This is a genomic window from uncultured Campylobacter sp. (genome assembly GCF_938030785.1).
Lineage (GTDB): Bacteria > Campylobacterota > Campylobacteria > Campylobacterales > Campylobacteraceae > Campylobacter_B.
This window is the reverse complement of the sequence record NZ_CALHIK010000087.1, coordinates 1-20252: the sequence shown is the minus strand read 5'-3', so window position 1 is coordinate 20252 and position 20252 is coordinate 1. Positions and strand designations below refer to the sequence as shown.

Here is a 20252-nt window from a genome sequence, read left to right as displayed (position 1 = left end):
CTACGCTTCCGCTATGGAAATTTACGCTATTGTTGCTACCGCTGCTTGCATCTGCAGCGTAGACGTTACCGTCAACTCTAGCAGTACCTTTTAAATTTACGCTGTTATTGGTTGCAGAGCCGCTAGCTTTTGCTCCTTTTACGTCGCCGGTAACCTTACCGTCATTTAGAGTTATGGCGTTAGCATCTGCATTACCATTTGCCGCTTCACCGCCGTAAGCGTTTCCGTTAACTATGGTATCGTTTGTAGTTACGGTATTATCATGAACGTTTCCGTTTAAGGAGTAGCCTGCGCTTATGTTTCCGTTTACCACAGCACCTTTTGAGCTATCTTCAAAGCTTAGCTCGTTGTGGTGAACCTCTTGGGTTCCGCTATCGCCGTAACCTGCATTTACGTTACCGAAATTTGTTCCGCCCTTAACTATGGTTTTATTGTTATAGACGGTATTTGGAGTTACGCTATCTTTGACATCTGCTCTACCGGAGCTTATATTCTTACCGTTTAGATCTCCTGCGCTTTGAGATACGTTTACGGTGTTATTTTTATTGCCGAATAGCTTATGAGCACCTGCTTGGGCAGCATTGCTAGCTTGGTTCTTGGTTAGCTCACCGCTATCGAAACCGTTATCTATCCAAGCATCTGTAATGGTGCCCTTTCTATATACAAGCTCTTTGTCTGCGTTTTGTTTACGGAAGGTTTCGCCGTCATATTGGTAGTGGTCTTTATCGGTAATGGTATAGACCTGATCTTTTTGGGTACTTCTATCAGTAAAGTTTATAGTACCGTTATCCTTGCTGATTAACTTATAGTCTTTGTTATCATCAAGGTTATTGGTATTTACATTAACGTCTGTTTGGCTAAGATCGGTAATAGTACTTCCGGTAAGCTTAAGTGCAGGATCGTTTCCGTTGTAGTTGTTAGGGAGGTTAAAATTTAACTTACCGACTCCCTCGATATTTTTAGCGGCAATATTGCCCGGCACTAGCGGATTGTTGCCGTCTTTACCGACGTTTACGACGTCATTAGCATCGCCCTTTATCGTTCCGATGTCGTTACCGCCGATTAAATTTACGGTAGCGTTAGTTACGTTGGTGGTGTCGATATCTAGCCCGCCGAAATTCTGCGGCGCGTTTGGATCCTCGCCTACGTCGATAACAGGATCGCCCGCAGGGCCGCTATATTTGCCGACCTCGCCGTTATCGAATGCTCCGGCGATAGTGCGGTCGGTTTTCTTTTTACCTTGGATTACGATGGATTTTCCGTCATCATCTTTCATCAGACCTTTTAAATTCATCGAGTAGGTAGTGGCATTTTTGATCGTAAATACGTTATCGGTGCGCTTAGTCGTTTGCGTTTCGTCAAAACCGGTAAATCCCTTTTCATTGTGGATCAGATAGCGCTTCTCGCCGTCGCCTATCGCATAAGTATCTACATTATAATCGGTGCCGTCGAGTTGAAATTTAGCGTTATTGATATCGGTTTGAGCTCCGCCCGTGATTTGAAGGGCGGCTTTGTTTGCATCGGAATTCGCATTTGATATACTTAAGAAATTTAAAACGTCAAATCTAGCGATATTGCCCGCTTTATTAGGATTAACGGCGTTTGAAGCATTTATCAAAGTATTGCCGCTGCCGCTGCCGCTGCCAAATAATCCGTAAATCGTGCCGGTAACCGTGCTATTCGTTAAATTTACCGTATTATTACTGCTGCCCGCAGCGGTAGCCTGCGCGCCATAAACTACTCCGTTTATCGTGGAGCCTTGCAAAATTACAGTGTTATTTGATGCAGAGCCCGCCATAGCGTTACCGCCTTTTACCTCTTTATTTCCATTGACTGTAGAATTTACCAAGGATAAGGCGTTTTGTACGGCACTGCCGTTTGAGGTAGTTCCGCCCGAAACGTGGTTGTTGATAGTCGCTCCGGTTGTGGAAAATTCATTGCCGCTAACGCCTCGCTCGCCGCGTCCGCCTAGAGCAGGACCGTTTAGCGTTCCGCCGGTTACTTGCACGTGGTTATTATTTGCCGTTCCGCTGCCGCTGCCGATTTTATTAGTTCCGCCGATTACTTGAAAGACGCTTTTGCCGGTTAAATCCGCTACTACCCAGTTGGCCTCGGCCTTGCCTTTTTCGCTTCTACCGCCGATGATATCGTGGCTCATCGTAGCGCCGTTTGCGATCTCTACTCTGGCGCCCGTAACGTCGCCGTTAACGCTGTTTCCGCCTATGACGTCGCGACCTACTTCACCGCCGTTTAGAATTACTTTGGTATTTGAAATTTTGCCGTTCAGGCTGTTTCCGCCGATAGCATCTTGCGCTACTTTGCCTCCGCTCATTTCAACGTAACTACTTTTTATCTCTCCATTTACGTTGCGGAAGCCGTAAGCGCTACTTCTGATCTCGCCGCCTTGTATTTCCGCATGATCGCCCTCGCTCGTAGCGACGTGAGTAAGATTAGGAGTTGCGACGTGGTTGCCGCCGAAGCCTCCGTGTACATCGCCTATAACCGTTCCGCCGGTAATCTTAGAATAATTGTTTTTAGATACGGCAGCCATATATGAGCCTGTAGTGGACTCGACTTGTCCCGCTTTTAACTCTACCCAGTTGCCGATCGCCGTAGCCTTGCTCCCAACATCGATACCTTTTTTCGTAGAATTGGCGCCTGTTATATTTCGAAGCTTAGCACCGGCGTTATTTATGACGACATAGTTCTCCTCTAGCGTACTAGCAAAATTTGGAGATACCGATACCGCGCCGTCTATTTCTTGATCGGCATTTAAGACGACAGCTCCCGTGATATTGACGCCATTGCCTTTCGCGGAGCCGCCTTGGTGTATGGTGGCGCCCTCTATCCTATATTTATCTATTTGTGCTGCGCTTTTTATATTTACTGTATTATTTTCTGCGGAGTGACCATATCTAGCACGGCCTCCTGATACTATAGCTTCGAAGCTCCCAACGGTGTTATTATCGCCGATTATATGGCTATTACCTTCGATATTTACGGTGTTGCCGACGGCATTTCCCGAATATGCTGGCTTTCCGGCCCAAGTGCCGTTGCCGCCAAGAACGACTCTATTAACGGTTGCATTTATTATGTTTACGGTATTGCCTGTTGCGCCTATGCCTTCACCGCCTATTACGGTAGTAACGGTAGCGCGGTTTTGAACGGTGATCTGATTTCTATCGGCCGATGTCGTAGGCGTAATGCTAGGATGACCCATACCGCCACCGTATATACTGTACCCCGACATATCAATACCTGAAGCATCTCCGGTGATAGTTACTATATGATTTTTGGAACCACCTCCGTTACCAACGCCTTCATAACCACCCGAGAAAAAATTGCCACCAGGAGTATGCAAACGACCATCACTACCGCCGCCGGTTACCGTCGCTTTTGCTTTGTCGGCTAAAACCTGCGAAGGAGCCAGAACCAAGCATGCTGCCAAACTCAAACCGGAAATAATCGGTATTTTAATATCTTTCATAATCCATAATCCTTTGTAAAAAATAAAAACTTTTAATTATACACTAAAAATAGATATTTACAAGAAATTTAGAAAAATTTATATTAATAAAACCATAATGCCTAAAAATCGGCACCTAAATAGCGCCTCTTTGATAATTTAAATAAAATTTTACCCTCTTGTATCCATTAAGCTTAAATTTAAAATTATAGTTACAAAATACCCGGTTTAAATTTTAAAACCATAAATGATTAAATTTGCGCGCTCAATGGGCTTTTTATATAAAATTTGAAAGAAATTTTACTTTGATTTTTACGGCGGAAAATATATATGAAATTTAAGCCGATAGGCGCGAATTAAGTAAGTGCTTTAAAAAAACTTTATTATAAATAGTAAAATTTTTACTATATAGGTTGAAATTTTACAAAATAAAATGCGCGGCATTCGGCAAAGGTCGTTTTTATAAAAAACTGGCGATAGAGGCTATGACGAGCAGCGACAGGCAATTACAGGAAAACAAAGTAGCAATAACGCCGCCGCTGGAGATAAAATTTTAGCAGACCTACAGCATGAATGCTAAAATTTTATAAAATTTATGTATAAACCTTGACATCTTGCCACTCAATGTTGTATAATACTGGCAATCTCACCGAAAGAGTGCTAAAAATGAAAACGAATAAACGCGATCTGATCCTGGAATCCATCATTTCAGCCTATCTCGACAGCAACACCCCGATCGGCTCCTCCGAGCTCGGCGAACGCATGGGCGTGGCGATGTCGGCATCTACGATCCGCATTTATTTCAAGCGCCTAAGCGACGAGGGGGCGCTCAAGCAGCTTCACGTAAGCGGCGGCAGAATTCCGACGGTCGCGGCGATGCAGGATTACTGGCGCGCCAGGCTTGATTTTGACGACGAGATTGTAATCGACGAGGGACGAAATTTAGAAGCGGTGCTAGAGGATTTTGAAATTTACTGTATGATCTTTAGCGCCGAAAACGAAGCTCTAAGCGAGGTCATCAACCACGACGATAGGTTTATCATCCTCGTTTTTGGCGGCGACGAGGTCATCTTAAAATACGATCTTAGAATTTTTAAATTCCTTTCAAATTTAATAGGGATCTCGCTCGGCGATCTTGAGCTAGCCTCGATGCAGATCGGTCTGCGCGAGCTTAGCACCAAGATCAGGGAGCTAAAAAATTCTAAAATCGAATTTCTTTGTAACGAGGTCGTGGCGTATAAAATTTTTAAAGACGAGCGGTTTAAAATTTTACTCAACCCCTCGATCGCCGTAAATTTTACGAAAAATTTAATCTTCGCGCCCTATTTCGAGCACGGATTTATGGGGATCAAATGCCCGGTAAAATTTGAAGGCAAGGACGCCACGATGATCTGCGCAGGCAGCGTTTATGAGGACTACGAGAAATTTTTTAATTACGCTAAAGGAGTAGCATGAGCCATAAATTTAAAGAGCACGACGAGAAAAACAGGGCGTGCGAGAGTGAAGAAAAAGAGGTTTGCGAGCAGTGTGCGCCCGAAGCGAGCGAGCCGCAAGACGCACAGGCGTGCGACGATACCGATGCGCAGATACTAAAGCTTCAAAACGAGCTAAGCGAGATCACCGATAAATTTTACCGCGCCAGCGCAGATTTCGAAAATCTCAAAAAGCGTATGGAGAAGGAAAAAGATAGCGCGGTTTCCTACGCTAGCGAGGGCTTTGCAAAGGATCTGCTGCCGATCATCGACGCGCTAGAAGAGGCTGCCAAAATCGACGTAGAAGGCAACGAGCTGGCAGACAAGATCGAAACCGGCGTGAAGCAGTGCCTCGGTCTTTTTACGAAGACTTTTGAGAAATACGGCATCGTGCCGATAGCGACCGACGCAGGATTCGATCCTAGCGTGCACAACGCGATCTCGATGATCGAGGCGGAGGGCGCAAGTTCGGGCGATATAGTTCAAGTCTATCAAAAAGGATATATGTATAAGCAGCGCGTTTTGCGTGCCGCTATGGTAGTGGTGGCGAAATAATCGTCCAAATTTTAAAATTTTAAATTCAACACAAAGGATAACAAATGGCAAAAGTCATAGGCATCGACCTAGGAACGACAAACTCGTGCGTAAGCATATTTGAGCGTGGCGAGAGCAAGATCATACCGAACAAAGAGGGTAAAAACACCACTCCGTCGGTAGTCGCTTTCACCGACAAAGGCGAGGTTTTAGTAGGCGACAGCGCCAAGCGCCAAGCAGTCACTAACCCGGAAAAGACGATCTACTCGATCAAGCGCATAATGGGTCTTATGATGAATGAGAAAAACGCGCAGGAAGCCAAAAAGCGCCTACCGTATAAGATCATCGACCGAAATGGCGCGTGCGCGGTAGAGATCGCGGGCAAGGTTTATACGCCGCAAGAAATTTCAGCCAAGGTGCTGATCAAGCTAAAAGAGGACGCGGAGGCGTTTTTGGGCGAGCCCGTCGTAGATGCGGTCATCACCGTGCCTGCGTATTTCAACGACAGCCAAAGAAAGGCGACGAAAGAAGCCGGAACGATCGCGGGCTTAAACGTGCTTCGCATCATCAACGAGCCGACCGCGGCGGCGCTTGCGTATGGGCTGGATAAAAAAGAATCCGAAAAGATCGTGGTTTACGATCTAGGCGGCGGCACGTTCGACGTAACCGTGCTTGAAACCGGCGATAGCGTCGTAGAGGTTCTATCTACGGGCGGTAATGCGTTTTTAGGCGGAGACGATTTCGATAACAAGCTGATCGACTTTTTAAGCGCGGAATTTCAATCCGAAAGCGGCATCGATCTACGCGGCGACGTCATGGCTATGCAGCGCCTAAAAGAAGCTGCGGAAAACGCCAAAAAAGAGCTAAGCAGCGCGATGGAAACGACGGTAAATTTACCGTTCATCACCGCCGACGCTACGGGTCCTAAACACCTGATGAAAACCATCACCAGGGCTAAATTTGAAAGTATGATCGAAGGCCTCGTAGGCGAAACTATCAGCACGCTTAAAAAGGTCGTCAGCGACGCGGGTCTTACGATGAAAGACATTAAAGAGATCGTTATGGTGGGCGGCTCGACGCGCGTGCCTTTGGTGCAAGAGGAGGTCAAAAAGGCTTTCGGCAAGGAGCTAAATAAGAGCGTAAACCCTGATGAAGTCGTAGCGATCGGCGCAGCTATCCAAGGCGCGGTCATCAAAGGCGACGTAAAAGATGTGCTGCTACTCGACGTTACTCCGCTAAGCCTCGGCATCGAAACTCTAGGCGGCGTAATGACTAAGATCATCGAGAAGGGAACTACGATACCTACGAAAAAATCTCAAACCTTCTCGACTGCAGAGGATAACCAAAGCGCCGTTACGATCAACGTCTTGCAGGGCGAGCGTGATTTTGCAAAGGACAACAAATCGCTAGGAAATTTCAATCTTGAAGGTATCATGCCCGCTCCTCGCGGCGTGCCGCAGATCGAGGTGGAATTTAATATCGACGCGAACGGAATTTTAACCGTTTCGGCAAAAGACAAAGCCACCGGCAAGGCAACCGACATCCGCATCACCGGCTCAAGCGGTTTAAGCGATGCCGAGATCGATAAGATGGTAAAGGACGCCGAGCTTCACAAAGAGGAAGACAACAAGCGCAAAGAGACCGTCGAAGCGCGCAACCAAGCCGACAGTATCGCGCATCAAACCGAAAAGAGCCTAAGCGAGATGGGCGAGAAGGTGCCGGGCGATCTACGCGCTAAGATCGAGGGCGCGCTAAACGATCTAAAAGCCGTGCTAAAGGATGAAAACGCGAGCAAAGAAGCGATAAATTCCAAAGTAGAAGCCCTAAGTAAGGCCGCCGAGGATCTATACAAGGCCGCCAGCGCAAATCAGGGCGGATCGCAAAGCGGCGGTGCAAACGGCGGCAAAAAAGACGACGACGTCATCGACGCCGAAGTCGAATAACGCCCTACTTCGAGCCGATTTATATCGGCTCGAATCTTAAACAAAAAGCAAATCTATCATTTAAATTCCCTAGCTTATCACTCCTGCTTAAATTTCAAAATTTGTAAATTTCTTACATTCGAAATTTAGTACTTTAAATTTTATTATTCAGTTGCAAATATATTATATTAATTTGATATATAAAAAGAAGCGGTGACGATTTGCGCCAAATGCCAGATATTCAATACTTATGATTAAAATTTAAAAATTATAATTTTATACCGATTTAAATTTATTAATTTCAATCTAGACTAGGCCATTTTTTTATGCTATTATCCAACGTTAATAGAAATTTAAATTCTAAACGAAAGGTTAATCTCATGGATAGACGAGACTTTATAAAAAGCTCTGCGGCAGCGGCTGCCTGTAGCGTTGCGGGCATCAGCTTGCCTAGCAGTCTTAGTGCTGCTGACGAAGCCGAAAAAGGTTGGCGCTGGGACAAGGCGGCCTGTCGCTTCTGCGGCACCGGCTGCGGCATTATGGTAGCCACCAAAGACGGCAAAATCGTAGCGGTCAAAGGCGATCCGTTAGCGCCCGTAAATCGCGGTCTAAACTGCATCAAAGGCTATTTTAACGCAAAGATCATGTACGGCGCAGATCGCATTACCAAGCCTCTTTTACGCGTAAATTCCAAAGGAGAATTCGACAAAAAGGGAAAATTTATCGAGATCAGCTGGCAAAGAGCGTTCGACGAAATGGAGAAGCATTTCAGGCGCGCCTATAACGAAGGCGGTCCCGAGGGCTTTGCCGTGTTAGGTAGCGGTCAGTACACCATTACCGAAGGCTATACCGCGGCAAAGTTAGTAAAAGCGGGCTTTCGCTCCAATAATATCGACCCCAACGCTCGCCAGTGCATGGCTAGCGCCGTCGTAGGCTTTATGCAAACCTTCGGCATTGACGAGCCTGCGGGCGTTTTCGACGATATCGAACTAACCGATACCGTAATTGCTTGGGGCGCAAATATGGCTGAGATGCACCCGATCCTTTGGTCTCGCGTCTCCGACCATAAGCTTCGTCACCCGGATCGCGTAAAAGTAATAAATTTATCTACTTTCACTACTCGCACCTCAAACATCGCCGATATCGAAATTATATTCCGTCCGAATACCGATTTGGCGATATGGAACTACATCGCAAGAGAGATCGTCTACAATCACCCGGATATGATAGATGAGAAATTTATTAAAGAGCACTGCGTGTTCGCTACCGGTCCAGTAGATATCGGTTATGGCCTACGAGAAGATATCAATCATAAAAAATACCGCAAAACCGAGCTAGACACCGCAGCTAAGCAAAAATCCAAAATTTTAAGCAAATCCGAGGGCGTTACCTTAGCATATCTGGGTATGAAAGAGGGCGACATACTCGAAAACAAACACTCTGACAAATCGGATGCTCACTGGCTCATAAGCTTCGAAGAATTTAAAAAAGCGCTGGAGCCCTACACGTTAGAATTTGTAGCGCCTTTGGCTAAGGGCGATGAAAGCGAGGATTTAGAAGCATTCAAAACCAAACTAAAGCAGCTCGCCGATTTTTATATAGAAAAAGATCGCAAAGTAGTAAGCTTTTGGACGATGGGCTTTAATCAGCACTCAAGAGGAACTTGGGTCAATGAGCAAAGCTACATGGTGCATTTCCTTCTCGGCAAGCAAGCCAAACCTGGTTGCGGAGCGTTTTCGCTTACCGGTCAGCCTAGCGCTTGCGGCACGGCTAGAGAGGTAGGCACGTTTTCTCACCGCCTACCTGCCGATCTGGTCGTAGCAAATCCCGCTCACAGAAAGGTTTCCGAAAAAATTTGGAAACTCCCCGAGGGCACGATAAATCCAAAGCCCGGCGCGCACTATATACAGGCTCTGCGCAATCTTGAAGACGGCAAAATAAAATGGATATGGGTACAGGTCAATAATCCGTGGCAGCAGATCGCCAACGCAAACCACTGGATCGCCGCGGCGCGCGAGATGGACAACTTCATCGTAGTAAGCGAGCCATATCCGGGGCTAAGCGCGAAGGTAGCCGATCTAATCCTACCAACCGCAATGATCTACGAAAAATGGGGCGCATACGGCAATGCCGAGCGCAGAACTCAGTGGTGGAGACAGCAGGTCCTTCCGGTGGGCGATGCGATGAGCGATACGTGGCAGATGCTAGAGTTTTCCAAGCGCTTCAAACTCAAGGATTTCTGGGGCGAGACAAAGGTAAATGATAAACTTACGCTTCCAAACGTATTAGATAAAATTTCGGAATTCGGCTATACCCCTGAAAGCACGCTATTTGAGGTGCTTTTTGCGAACAAAGACGCTATGGCTTTCGCGGCAAAAGATCCGATTATGGCAAATTTCGACAACTCAGAAGTAAGCGGCGACTCCCGCGGCGTAATCGGCAGCGACGGCAAAGAATTTAAAGGCTACGGCTTTTTCGTCCAAAAATATCTCTGGGAAGAATACCGAAAATTCGGCACCGGTCACGGACACGACCTAGCCGATTTCGATACATATCACCGAGTGCGCGGTCTTAGGTGGCCGGTCGTAGACGGCAAAGAAACGCTTTGGCGCTTTAACGCCCAATACGATCCTTATGCCAAAAAAGCGGCTCCGGATAGCGATTTTGCCTTCTACGGTAACGCAAAAGCTGCGCTTCCTAGCGGCGATCTGAAATCCGCTACTTCAGGCGAAGAAAAAACAAGCCTTGCCAATAAAGCTAAAATTTTCTTCCGTCCATATATGGATCCTGTAGAAGTTCCAAGCGAGGAATATCCTTTCTGGTTATGTACGGGTCGTGTGCTGGAGCACTGGCATACGGGCACTATGACTATGCGCGTGCCGGAGCTTTATCGCGCCGTACCGGAAGCAAGATGCTATATGAACGAAGCCGACGGCGCCAAAATCGGCGTACAACAAAACGAAATCGTCTGGATCGAGTCGCGCCGCGGCAAAGTCAAAGCGCGCGTGGACTTTCACGGACGTAATGTTCCGCCGAAGGGACTTATTTTCGTGCCGTTTTTTGACGAGAAGGTTTATATCAACCGCGTCACGCTCGATCATACCTGTCCGCTTTCAAAAGAGACCGACTACAAAAAATGCGCGGTTAAAATTTACAAGGCGTAAATTATGGATAGGCGTGAGGTCTTAGGCATTCTTTCTTTAGCTGCGGGCGTAGGCGTTCTGGGGCTCGGAGTCGCAAACTCTAGCGAGCACGCCAAACTCCGCCCGCCCGGAGCTATAAGCGAGAAAGAATTTCTTAGCAAATGCCTAAGGTGCGGACTTTGTGTCGAGGCGTGCCCATTTGATACGCTTAAGCTTGCGAGCTTTTGCGATCACGCTATTGCAAACGGCACGCCGTTTTTTATCCCGCGCGAAATTCCGTGCTATATGTGCGACGATATACCTTGCGTCGCAGCCTGTCCTAGCGACGCGCTAGATAAAGGCTTAGTGAGCGAAAACTCTAAGCTTAACGTGCGTCTATCCAAAATGGGCGTTGCGGTCATAGATACCGAGCATTGCATCGCTTATGCGGGTATCCAATGCGATGCGTGCGTGCGAAGCTGCCCCGTGATGGATAAGGCGCTCAGGATCGATTACCGTCACAACAACCGCACTGAAAAGCACGCCCTGCTCGTGCCCGTCGTAGATAGCGACTACTGCACGGGTTGCGGTAAATGTGAGCATGCCTGCGTCACGAAAAAGGCGGCTATCAGCGTCGTGGAGCGCGAGCGCGTCATAGGAATTTCCAGCGACAACTACGTCAAAGGCTGGATCAAGGGCGACGACGCGAAGCTAAAGGACGCAGACACCAAAATCAAGCTCGATCCGCAAAAGAGTAAGGATTACTTAAACGAGGACGATCTAATGGAGGGGACTAGGCAATGAAATACACTATTTTAAGGCGTTTGAGCCAAATTTCTATTCTAGTCCTTTTTATTTTAGGAAATAATTTCGCCTTCAAAGCCGCGAGCGAAAACGGAATTTTATCAGGAATTCTAAAGGGCAATCTAAGCTCGTCGAAACTTTTCGGCACGATTAATCTAAGCGATCCGTTTGCGACGGCGCAGATGCTGTTAGCTAGCTTTTCTTTAGGCGCTACGGCGGTTATCGGAGCGCTTATCGTAGGAGCATTTTATGCGCTCATAGCGCCGCGAGTATATTGCTCGTGGGTCTGCCCGATAAATTTACTAACCGATCTTGCCGCGTGGCTTCGTAAAAAATTTGGCGTGCACACCAAATTTTTAAACGTAAATCGCAAAGCTCGCTACGTCCTAGCGGTGCTAGCGCTTGTTTGCAGCGGAGCTTTCGGCTTTGCGGCGTTTGAGAGCATAAATTTTATCTCGCTTTTCGCGCGCGCCGTCATAGCGCTGAGTGCTAGTGCGTTTGCAATCGCGCTACTGATCGTGGTTTTTGAAATTTTTGCAGGCGATCGCACGATCTGCTCGCGGCTATGCCCGCTCGGCGGATTTTGGGCGGCGCTTAGCTATTTTAGCGTCATTCGCATTCGCCACGAGGTCGATAAATGCACGATGTGCGGCAAATGCAAAATGGTCTGCCCCGAAGTGCAGGTACTTAAGATGGTCGGGCGCGAAAACGGGCGCGTTAGCAGCGAGTGTATCAGCTGCGGGCGCTGCATCGACGTATGCGACGACGATGCGTTAAATTTTAGTATATTAGGAGTGAAAAAATGAAAAAAATGGTTTTAGGCTTGGCTCTTGCATGCTGTGCGGCGCTATTTGCCGCGGACAAGACGGCATCTATAGACGCCGACAGCTTGGGCTTTATAAAAAGCGTGGACGAATCGGTGCAAAATAAAAATTCCCTGCCCGATTTCAAATATAGCGAGGACGCTCCAGGCGCCGCTTCGAAAATCGAGCGCAGCTTTGAAAACGCTCCGCCGCTCATACCGCACAGCCTAGACGGGCTAGTGCCGATCACAAAGGATAACAATATGTGCGTAACCTGCCATATGCCCGAGTTTGCCAAGGATGTAGGCTCTACGCCGATACCAAAAAGCCACCTGGTGGACTTCCGCACGGGCGCGGATCTAAACGGCACGCTAGCCGAGCAGCGCTTTAACTGCACGCAGTGCCACGTACCGCAAGCCCAAACCGATCCGCTCGTGAAAAACAACTTCAAGGCCGATTTTAGCAGGTTTAGCGACGCAAATTCCACTTCTAATCTCATAGATACGCTAAATCAAGGCGCCGAGGCCGAGTAAGGAGCCGCGATGAAATTTTTACCGCTGCTACTTTGCGCCTGCTTCATCTATGCCGGTAACGGTATCGCGGCACCTAGCGGCGCTGCGGGCATAGATACGCCGACGGAAGCTGGCTTCAGACTCGACATAGGCGCAAACGTCGCGGTGCTAAAAAGTCTAGACGGCGAAATTTACGCAGGGCTCGACGACGGCAAGCTCTATAAAATCACCATTAGCTCCGCGGAAAATTCCACGCGAAATTCCGCTGCCGGACAAAATTTCGCAGATCGAAATTCCGCGGCAAGCGCAAGCATAAATTCCGATGCGGCGCAGAATTTTAATGCGAAAGCGAGCGTAAATTCCGCAGCGGCAAATTCCACGGCGCAAAATTCTGCCGAAAATTCTACGGCATTAAATTCCGCCCGGAATTCCGCGTCAGACGCAATATCCAAAACGCTAATTTTCGCCCTGCCCTCGTCCAAAAATTACCTAGACGAGCCGATGGGCGCTACCATATTCGATGTCGATAAACTAGGCGAAAAATACGCATTTTTATATAACGGCGACGCGTTTGAAAAGATGCTGGGCGTGTTTGCAGGCGGCAATATTACGCACTATAAATTGCCGATGACGGGGATCAAAAACGTCTATTTCTACGACGAAAACACCGTGATTTTGCTAGGTCTTGGTAGCGAAATTTTATACTTCGACCTGTCTAGCGGCAAGGTAAGCTTTGAGCAAAAGCTCACCATCGCGTCTTTGGGTGGTAGCGCTTACGACCGCGCCGGCGGAACGCTACTAATCTCGTGCGAGGGCGGCATCGTATTTTATTTCGACGCGAAAGCGAAAAAACTTATGAGCCAAAAGTCCCTGCACAAGGACGGGATCTACTCCGTGGCGCTGCTTGGCGATCGTATGATGAGCGGCTCGAACGACAAAGAAAGATCGTGTTACTACGAAAACGGCGATTTCGCTAAATTTTATAACGCCCGTTTTGCAGTTTTTGCCGTGGCGCTAAGCCCCGAGCTGGGTGCTTTTACCGTCAATAACGGCGTGCGCGTAATCGATAAAGCAGGCGAGATCGTCCGCAGCATCGAGCTGGATAACGACATCATCAACTATCTGCTTTTCGCAGGAGAGTATCTCGTGGGCTCTGGGTACAATAGATATATCTACTTTTGGGAGTTAAAATGAATATTTCAAGCGTCGTGATCTATCTAGGCGCAGATACCGATATAGCAGAGTTTCGCAAGGAGCTACAAAGCATCGGTGGCTGCGAATTCGTAGCGTGCGAGAACGGCAAGGCGGTCGCCACGATTAGCGCGGAGAGCTTCGATGACGAGATCGCCGCATTTCGCGCGATAGAGGCTATAAAGGGCGTAAGCGAGGCGATGATGATCTATTCTTACTCCGATCTGGACGCAGATATCGCCGCGGCAAACTCCGACAACGGCGAGCAGATAATGCGCGAGCTGGACGAAAAAGACCCGAGCCATATCAAATACGGCGGCAAAGTGCGAGTCTAAACCGCCGCCGCAAATTTTAAAATTTTAAATTTTACTATCAAACGCAAATTTTGAAATTTAAAATTTTACCGCCAAATTTAACCGCGCAAGCAAGTTTAGAATTTTTGCAGCAAGCCGCTTTATCGCAAGCACGCTGCGAATTATGGGCTCGATAAGCTTGCATTATATAAAAATATAGCGCAATCTATCCGAAGGGGGTAAATTTGCGCCTGAAATACCTTTGTATCATAGTTTTTCTGATTTGGGTTTGCATATTTATCGCCTTGCTGCCCGCATATAGAATTTTGGCAATCTTAGAAGCGCTTGATTTTAGCGATAAAAACCTGACGCAAAGAGAACTTGTAGAGCTAAATTTAAAAGATTACCTAAAAAAAGCTTCACTACTTAGATAACTATCCGCAAATAGATTCGATAAAGATGAAGAAGATTTACGGAGATATAAGCTTAGACCTCATCGCAAAGAACGATAAAAATTTAGCTGTTTTGAATAGGATGGAAACTTATAATTATGGATTTTTGGATATGAATACGGGATTTTATTAAATCAATACCAAAATTTAAAGAATCAAAAAAACAAGATAAATTTTAACTCTCAAGGAGAAGGTAGCGGAAGCGGATATTGAGTTGCGGGGCATTGCCCGCTAAGCTAAAGTTAAAATTCCTTCCTTTATATCCACTGCTTTAAATTTAGACTCTAATCTATAAAATTCCGGCGCGCCGCGCGGTACAGCTAAAAATATCTGCACCGCCGCATGACGTGACCCAAAACAACCGCACGGGCGCCGGCGATCTTTGTTTTAAAGCTACCAAAGAGCGCGAGCGGCACGCTGAAATTAAATTTGCCTTTAAATTTAAAGCCTAGCTCGCATTTGAACTAAGATTAGTTCTTGCGAGTATTCGCATCAGGGGTGAAAAGCGGCTTATTTAGCAGCTTGAAATCGCCTACGAACTTCTGCCCCTTCTCGCTAGTGATCCATTTGATGAAGCGCTGCGCATTTTCGTAGTCGGCTTTTGGGCAGTGCTTCGGATTGACCGCGATTACGGAGTAAAAATTCTTCAGATCGTTATCGCCTTCGTTGATGATAACCATATCTGGATTTCCCTTTTTATTATCCTCGTATTTGATGTAAGTGCCGCGATCGGTGAAGGTCACGCCCTTTTGCTCGGCGGCTGCGTTGATCGTAGCGATCATACCTTGACCGGTTTGGTTATACCATGCCTCGCTTTCAGGCACGGCGCCATCGACTTTTTTCCAAATTCCTTTCTCTTTATTATCGGTGCCAGATTTGTCGCCGCGAGAGAAAAATTTAATCTTCTCAGCCTTGATTAGCTCAAACGAGCCTTTAAGGTCCTTGCCTTTAAATTTAGGCGCGATCGATTTATCGGCGATGAGGATAAAATCGTTATACATAACGGGCGTGCGATCAACACCGAAGCCTTTTTCTACAAATTCTTTCTCGACCTTCGGCGAATGCACGAAAAGTATGTCCGCATCGCAGTTCTCGCCAAGCTTTAGAGCAGCACCTGTGCCTACCGCCGTCCATTTAATATCGACGCCGGTTTCCGCCTTATACGCAGGATAGATCGCGTCTAGCAAGCCCGTATTATCGGTGCTCGTTGTAGTTGCCATCACCAAATCGTTATCGGCGGCAAAAAGGCTCGCGCTAAGAGAGAGCGAAACAAAAAATATTTTTTTCATGATTATCTCCTTTAAAAAATATGCTATTATAGCATATAAATTTGGTTTATAAATATGCCAAAATAGAACATTTAGGACGTGATCTTGGACTTTATTTTAGAAGGAATTTTAAGCGCATTCGGGTTGCTTTTTAGCGGCGATGCGGAGACCTTTTCGGCGATTAAGGCGACGCTTTATACTTCGAGCATCTCGATACTTTTTGCGATTTTAATCGGCTTTCCGATAGGATTTATCCTCGGATTTTACGAATTTCGCGCTCGCAGAACGCTTAGGCTTTTAAGCGACGTAGCGCTTGCGATGCCCACGGTAGCGATAGGACTGATCCTTTACGCTTTCATCTCCAGAAACGGCCCTTTTGGCGAGCTGGGGCTGCTTTTTACGCTCAAAGCGGTAATGCTCGGGCAGTTTGCGCTGGCGCTTCCCATCATCGTCTCGCTAAGCGCCAGCGTCATCGAAAATATGGACAAAAAGCACTATCTAAACATTATGAACTACCGCCTAAGCCCGCTAAATTTAATCCTTTGCGTGCTTTACGAGCTGCGCTACGCCCTACTCGTCGTCATCGCCACCGCTTATGGGCGGATCGTCGCAGAGGTGGGCGTAGCGATGATGATCGGCGGCAATATCAAATATTTCACCCGCACGATCACCACGGCGATCTCGCTTGAGACCAACAAGGGCGAGTTTGCGATGGGTATAGCGCTCGCACTGGTGCTGATTTTAATAGCGTTTGCGGTAAATTTAGCCATCCATGCGCTAAAAAGGCTGGATCGATGAGTGTAGATAAGCTAACGCATCCGAGCAAAAATTTCACGGACAAAAACCGGGCGGAGCGGGAGCGCGAAAATTTTATGAGCGAAAATTTAACGGACGCAAATTCCGCCCCCGAGAATTCTACGGACATAAATTCTACGCGCGTAAATTTCGCTGCCGAGAATTCTACGAGTAAAAATTTCACTGCGGGAAATTCTACGAGTGTAAATTCTGCGACCGAGAATTCCATTAGCGCAAATTCCGCGGATAAAAATTCCAAGAGCGAGAATTTCGCGAGTGAGAATTCTGCGAGAAAGAATTTTGCAAATGAGAATTCCGCCGCCGCGCGAGCTGTACCTAATAGCGAGCTGATCTCGGTGCGAGATCTAGTGCTGCGCTACGGACGGAGCGAAATTCTAAATATCCCTAGCCTCGATCTAAATACGAGCGGCATCACAGCGCTTTTGGGCTCCAACGGCAGCGGCAAATCCACGCTACTGCGGATTTTATCCTTTTTGCAGCGTCCAAGCGGCGGCAGCGTGGAGCTTTGGGGGCAGCAGGCGCCCTCTTTGCAGACGCTGCGGCAGACCTGCTTGCTACTGCCCGAGCCCGTGCTTTTAAAACGCAGCGTGGAGCAAAATTTTAAATTTGCGCTCAAAAGTCGCGGCGCGCTTGCGGAATTTGACGAGCGGGTGGATGAGGCGCTCGCTCTAACGGGGCTTGATAGAAGTTTTTTATCAAAGAAGCATTTCGAGCTTAGCTCGGGGCAGACGCAGCGCATCGCATTTGCGCTCGCTCTGGCGCAGCGCGCGAAGCTCTATCTGCTCGACGAGCCGACCAACAGCCTCGATCTTGCCGCCTCCAAGCTCTTTGCGCGCGCGATTTTATTTATGCGAAGCCGCTACGGCTGCGGCTTTATCATCGCCAGCCACGACGAGAAATGGCTCAGCGCGATCGCGCAAAGAAGCGTATTTCTGCATCGCGGCAAGATATGCGAGTTTGAATACAAAAATATCTTTGACGTGCAAAACGGGATTTTAAAATTTTCGGACGAAATTTCGTTGCGCCTTGAAGAGGGGCTCGCACGCGCTCGCAAAATCGCGATAAATCCGAGTAAAATTTCATTATCCAAAAGCCCGTTTGAGCGTTGCTTCGCGGGGATTTTGCACTCGGTTTCGCTTCAGTACAGCTCCTCACTACTCATCAAGATCAAAGCAGGCGATCTGTTGCTAAAATGCGTCACGGCGCAGGATGAGCGGCGCTGGAGCGCGGGCGAGAGGATCTATTTCGGATTTGAAGACGGCGCGTTTTTGGGGCTGGAGTAATTCTGCGCGAAGTACGGATAAGCTTTATTTTGCTTTAGAATTTTTATTCGCGCGGCACCAATAAATTTCATTTCTGCCTCAAATTTTCACTGCGAACCATCTAGCGCGGCGTGCCCGGCGAAACAGAGCGCAAAAATTTGCGCCTTGAAATTTTGAAATTTATAGACGCAAATTCTACCGAGCTGCGCAGCGCGGAATTTTAAAATTCCATTGCTAAAAAATTTTAAAATTTAGCCGCGAATACGGCTAGCGGGATTTTGAAATTCCACAATTTAAAATTCTAAATTTTAACTCTGCGGAATTTGCCTGCAAATTTATAGGCGGAATTCTCCGCAGAGCATGCCGTTTATTTCATCTGCAGTGCAAAGGCGGAACGATAGTAAGAATTCTATGGCGTAAAACTCGCGTAAAATTCTAAAAATACGGCACGGAATTTCGATAAATTTTAAAAACGGTGCGGGATTTTATAAAATTTCACTAGAGCTCAAGAAAGCGGCAAAGCCCTAACTCACGCCGCTTAAATTTTCCCGCCAAACATCTCGTACATCGCCTTTTCCTCGCCCCAAAGCTCGCGGTGCTTTTTGATGCAGGATTTTATCGCGTCCACGAGATAGCGCACATCCTGCTCGGTGTGCGTGTAGTGCAGGCTCACGCGCACGAAGCCGGGCTTACTTTCTGGCATGCGCCCCTCCTTGATACCCAGCAGATCGTGAGCGTACGGCCCCGCGCACATCACGCCCGCGCGCGTCTGGATACCGAAGTCGTTGCTAAGGCTCGCGGCGAAATCATACGCCGAGACGCCGCGCACGTTAAACGAAATTATCGGCAGCCGCGGCGCGCCCTTTGGAGCGTAGTTTACGATCTCGTCAATGCCTGCTAGCTCGCTCTCAAAAAGCCGCGCGAGCTCGTCCTCGGCGCTTTTTATTCTCTCAAAACCGACCTCGTTTCGCAGAGTGTAGGCTAAATTTGCCCGCATGAGACCGATGATAGGCGGCGTACCGCCCTCCTCTAGCTGCTCGGGATTTTTTAAAAAAACGTGCCCTTCGCGGCTAGCGTATGCAACCGTCCCGCCCGCGGCAAATGTCGGCACATCGCTGTTAAGCAGCTCCTTTTTGATCGCCAAAAGCCCGCAGCTAGCAGGCCCTCCGAGCAACTTATGCGGCGAGAGAAAAATCGCGTCGAAGTAGTCGCAATCTAAATTTGCGTGAGAGCTCAGCGCCGCGCAGTCAAAGGCGACGATGCCGCCCGCGGCTCTGATTAGCTCGCTGATTTTTTTGTAGTCGCTAATGACGCCCGTGACGTTTGAGGCGGCGCTAAACGAGCCGATGATGCGGCGTGCTGCGTTTAGCTTTAGGATGCGCTCAAGCGCAATCAGATCGATCTCGCCGCCCTCGCTAAGCGGCACGCGCAGGTAGTCGCAAAGCCCCTCGCGGAAGCTAAGCTCGTTTGAATGGTGCTCATATGGTGAAACGAGCACGAGCGGAAGCTGCGCAGCGCGTAAATTCGCCTCGCCGATCGCGCTTCTAGTCGCAGGCGGCAGGTAGATGCCGAGCAGCTCCTGAAATTTCTTGATTGCGGCCGTTGCGCCCTGTCCGCAAGCAATGAGACAAAACCGCTCGTCAAGTCCAAGTAGCTTTTTTAGGCTCTCTCGCGCGCCCTCGTAGCGCCGCTGCGTGATGATGGCGCTGGAGCTACTGTCGGAGTGGGTGTTGGCGTAGGTTTTTAAAATTTCGCCTATCTCTCGCTCTACGGGCTCGTAAGCAAGTCCCGAAGCCGCGAAATCAAAATAGTGCACGCCTTGTTTTAGGATGATATTTTTTCGAATTTCGTCTAAGCTTAGCATTTGCGGCCTTTAAAAATTTAGGTGATTAATTATAGTGAAATTTGGATTAATTTAAGGCTTTTGTGGATAATTTGTGCCTTAGCTGGCACTCGTAAAATAACGCGGCGCGGCGGATAAATCTAATTGCAAAATCCCATTAGAATGGATTTTGCATAATAAAATTTGGCGAGCAAATTCTAGCGGATGAATGCCGCCAGATATAAAATTTAACGCAATGAAATTTTATAAAATAATCTACTACGACTTTTATTACGATTGCGCTGCGATACGTAAATTTAAAAGCTCCGCGCAGTAAAATTCAGACCGCCAAATTCTATGCAGCCGACAAAATTCCACTATGCCAAATTCTAAAAATTCGGCTCCGTAAAATTTTGCAAATTTCTAAATTTCTAAAATTCTGCAAGCTCTCCTTAAAAGCGCAGATCGCCCACAAACTCATAATTGCGCAGGCGAGCGAGCAGCCTTTGTCGT

General features: G+C 47.7%; 16 protein-coding genes. 13 read left to right on the top strand and 3 right to left on the bottom strand.

All coding sequences use genetic code 11. The features are described from left to right. Window positions 1-3487: hypothetical protein (locus tag Q0438_RS04685; RefSeq protein WP_299187926.1), on the bottom strand; the 3487-nt coding region annotated here is incomplete at its 3' end. 645 nt (window positions 3488-4132) lie between these two features. Here Q0438_RS04685 and Q0438_RS04680 point away from each other — a divergent pair. The 11 genes from Q0438_RS04680 to Q0438_RS04630 all read left to right on the top strand — a co-directional run bounded on the left by Q0438_RS04680 (window position 4133) and on the right by Q0438_RS04630 (window position 14704). Then, the gene (locus Q0438_RS04680; RefSeq protein WP_299187924.1) at window positions 4133-4921 is read left to right on the top strand and encodes an HrcA family transcriptional regulator; all 789 of its coding nucleotides are present in this window, start codon (window positions 4133-4135) and stop codon (window positions 4919-4921) included. Beyond that, entirely contained in the window at window positions 4918-5493 is a 576-nt protein-coding gene (locus tag Q0438_RS04675; protein ID WP_299187921.1) for a nucleotide exchange factor GrpE, read from the top strand. Before Q0438_RS04680 ends, Q0438_RS04675 begins: the two co-directional genes overlap by 4 nt. Before the next feature lie 44 nt (window positions 5494-5537). Further along, window positions 5538-7415 (top strand): molecular chaperone DnaK, encoded by a 1878-nt coding sequence (gene dnaK, locus Q0438_RS04670; RefSeq protein WP_299187918.1) that lies wholly within the window; start codon window positions 5538-5540, stop codon window positions 7413-7415. Window positions 7416-7774: 359 nt separating this feature from the next. Next, complete coding sequence (gene napA / locus Q0438_RS04665) at window positions 7775-10558, top strand: nitrate reductase catalytic subunit NapA (RefSeq protein WP_299187916.1); 2784 nt, start codon at window positions 7775-7777, stop codon at window positions 10556-10558. A gap of 3 nt (window positions 10559-10561) precedes the next feature. Beyond that, the gene (gene napG, locus Q0438_RS04660; protein ID WP_299187913.1) at window positions 10562-11320 is read left to right on the top strand and encodes a ferredoxin-type protein NapG; all 759 of its coding nucleotides are present in this window, start codon (window positions 10562-10564) and stop codon (window positions 11318-11320) included. After that, complete coding sequence (napH, locus tag Q0438_RS04655; protein ID WP_299187910.1) at window positions 11317-12126, top strand: quinol dehydrogenase ferredoxin subunit NapH; 810 nt, start codon at window positions 11317-11319, stop codon at window positions 12124-12126. The genes napG and napH overlap by 4 nt, the downstream gene beginning before the upstream one ends. Next, the gene (locus Q0438_RS04650) at window positions 12123-12656 is read left to right on the top strand and encodes a nitrate reductase cytochrome c-type subunit (protein WP_299187907.1); all 534 of its coding nucleotides are present in this window, start codon (window positions 12123-12125) and stop codon (window positions 12654-12656) included. Before napH ends, Q0438_RS04650 begins: the two co-directional genes overlap by 4 nt. A gap of 9 nt (window positions 12657-12665) precedes the next feature. After that, on the top strand, window positions 12666-13829 hold the full coding sequence (locus Q0438_RS04645) for a hypothetical protein (RefSeq protein ID WP_299187905.1): 1164 nt from the start codon (window positions 12666-12668) through the stop codon (window positions 13827-13829). Then, complete coding sequence (locus Q0438_RS04640; RefSeq protein ID WP_299187903.1) at window positions 13826-14161, top strand: chaperone NapD; 336 nt, start codon at window positions 13826-13828, stop codon at window positions 14159-14161. Before Q0438_RS04645 ends, Q0438_RS04640 begins: the two co-directional genes overlap by 4 nt. A gap of 203 nt (window positions 14162-14364) precedes the next feature. Beyond that, complete coding sequence (locus Q0438_RS04635; RefSeq protein ID WP_299187901.1) at window positions 14365-14553, top strand: hypothetical protein; 189 nt, start codon at window positions 14365-14367, stop codon at window positions 14551-14553. A gap of 25 nt (window positions 14554-14578) precedes the next feature. After that, window positions 14579-14704, top strand: a complete 126-nt coding sequence (locus tag Q0438_RS04630) for a hypothetical protein (protein WP_299187899.1) — start codon at window positions 14579-14581, stop codon at window positions 14702-14704. 337 nt (window positions 14705-15041) lie between these two features. On the opposite strand, the gene tupA is transcribed toward Q0438_RS04630, so the two are convergent. Then, complete coding sequence (gene tupA / locus Q0438_RS04625; RefSeq protein WP_299187897.1) at window positions 15042-15860, bottom strand: tungstate ABC transporter substrate-binding protein TupA; 819 nt, start codon at window positions 15858-15860, stop codon at window positions 15042-15044. Window positions 15861-15944: 84 nt separating this feature from the next. Between tupA and tupB the strand changes: the two genes are divergently transcribed. Together tupB and tupC are read left to right on the top strand one after the other, a co-directional pair. Beyond that, the gene (tupB, locus tag Q0438_RS04620) at window positions 15945-16637 is read left to right on the top strand and encodes a tungstate ABC transporter permease TupB (RefSeq protein ID WP_297964395.1); all 693 of its coding nucleotides are present in this window, start codon (window positions 15945-15947) and stop codon (window positions 16635-16637) included. Then, on the top strand, window positions 16634-17938 hold the full coding sequence (tupC, locus tag Q0438_RS04615; protein ID WP_299187894.1) for a tungstate ABC transporter ATP-binding protein TupC: 1305 nt from the start codon (window positions 16634-16636) through the stop codon (window positions 17936-17938). Before tupB ends, tupC begins: the two co-directional genes overlap by 4 nt. Window positions 17939-18455: 517 nt before the next feature. Here the strand turns inward: tupC and Q0438_RS04610 are convergent. Continuing rightward, entirely contained in the window at window positions 18456-19781 is a 1326-nt protein-coding gene (locus Q0438_RS04610) for an aminotransferase class V-fold PLP-dependent enzyme (RefSeq protein ID WP_299187892.1), read from the bottom strand. Window positions 19782-20252: the final 471 nt, after the last annotated feature.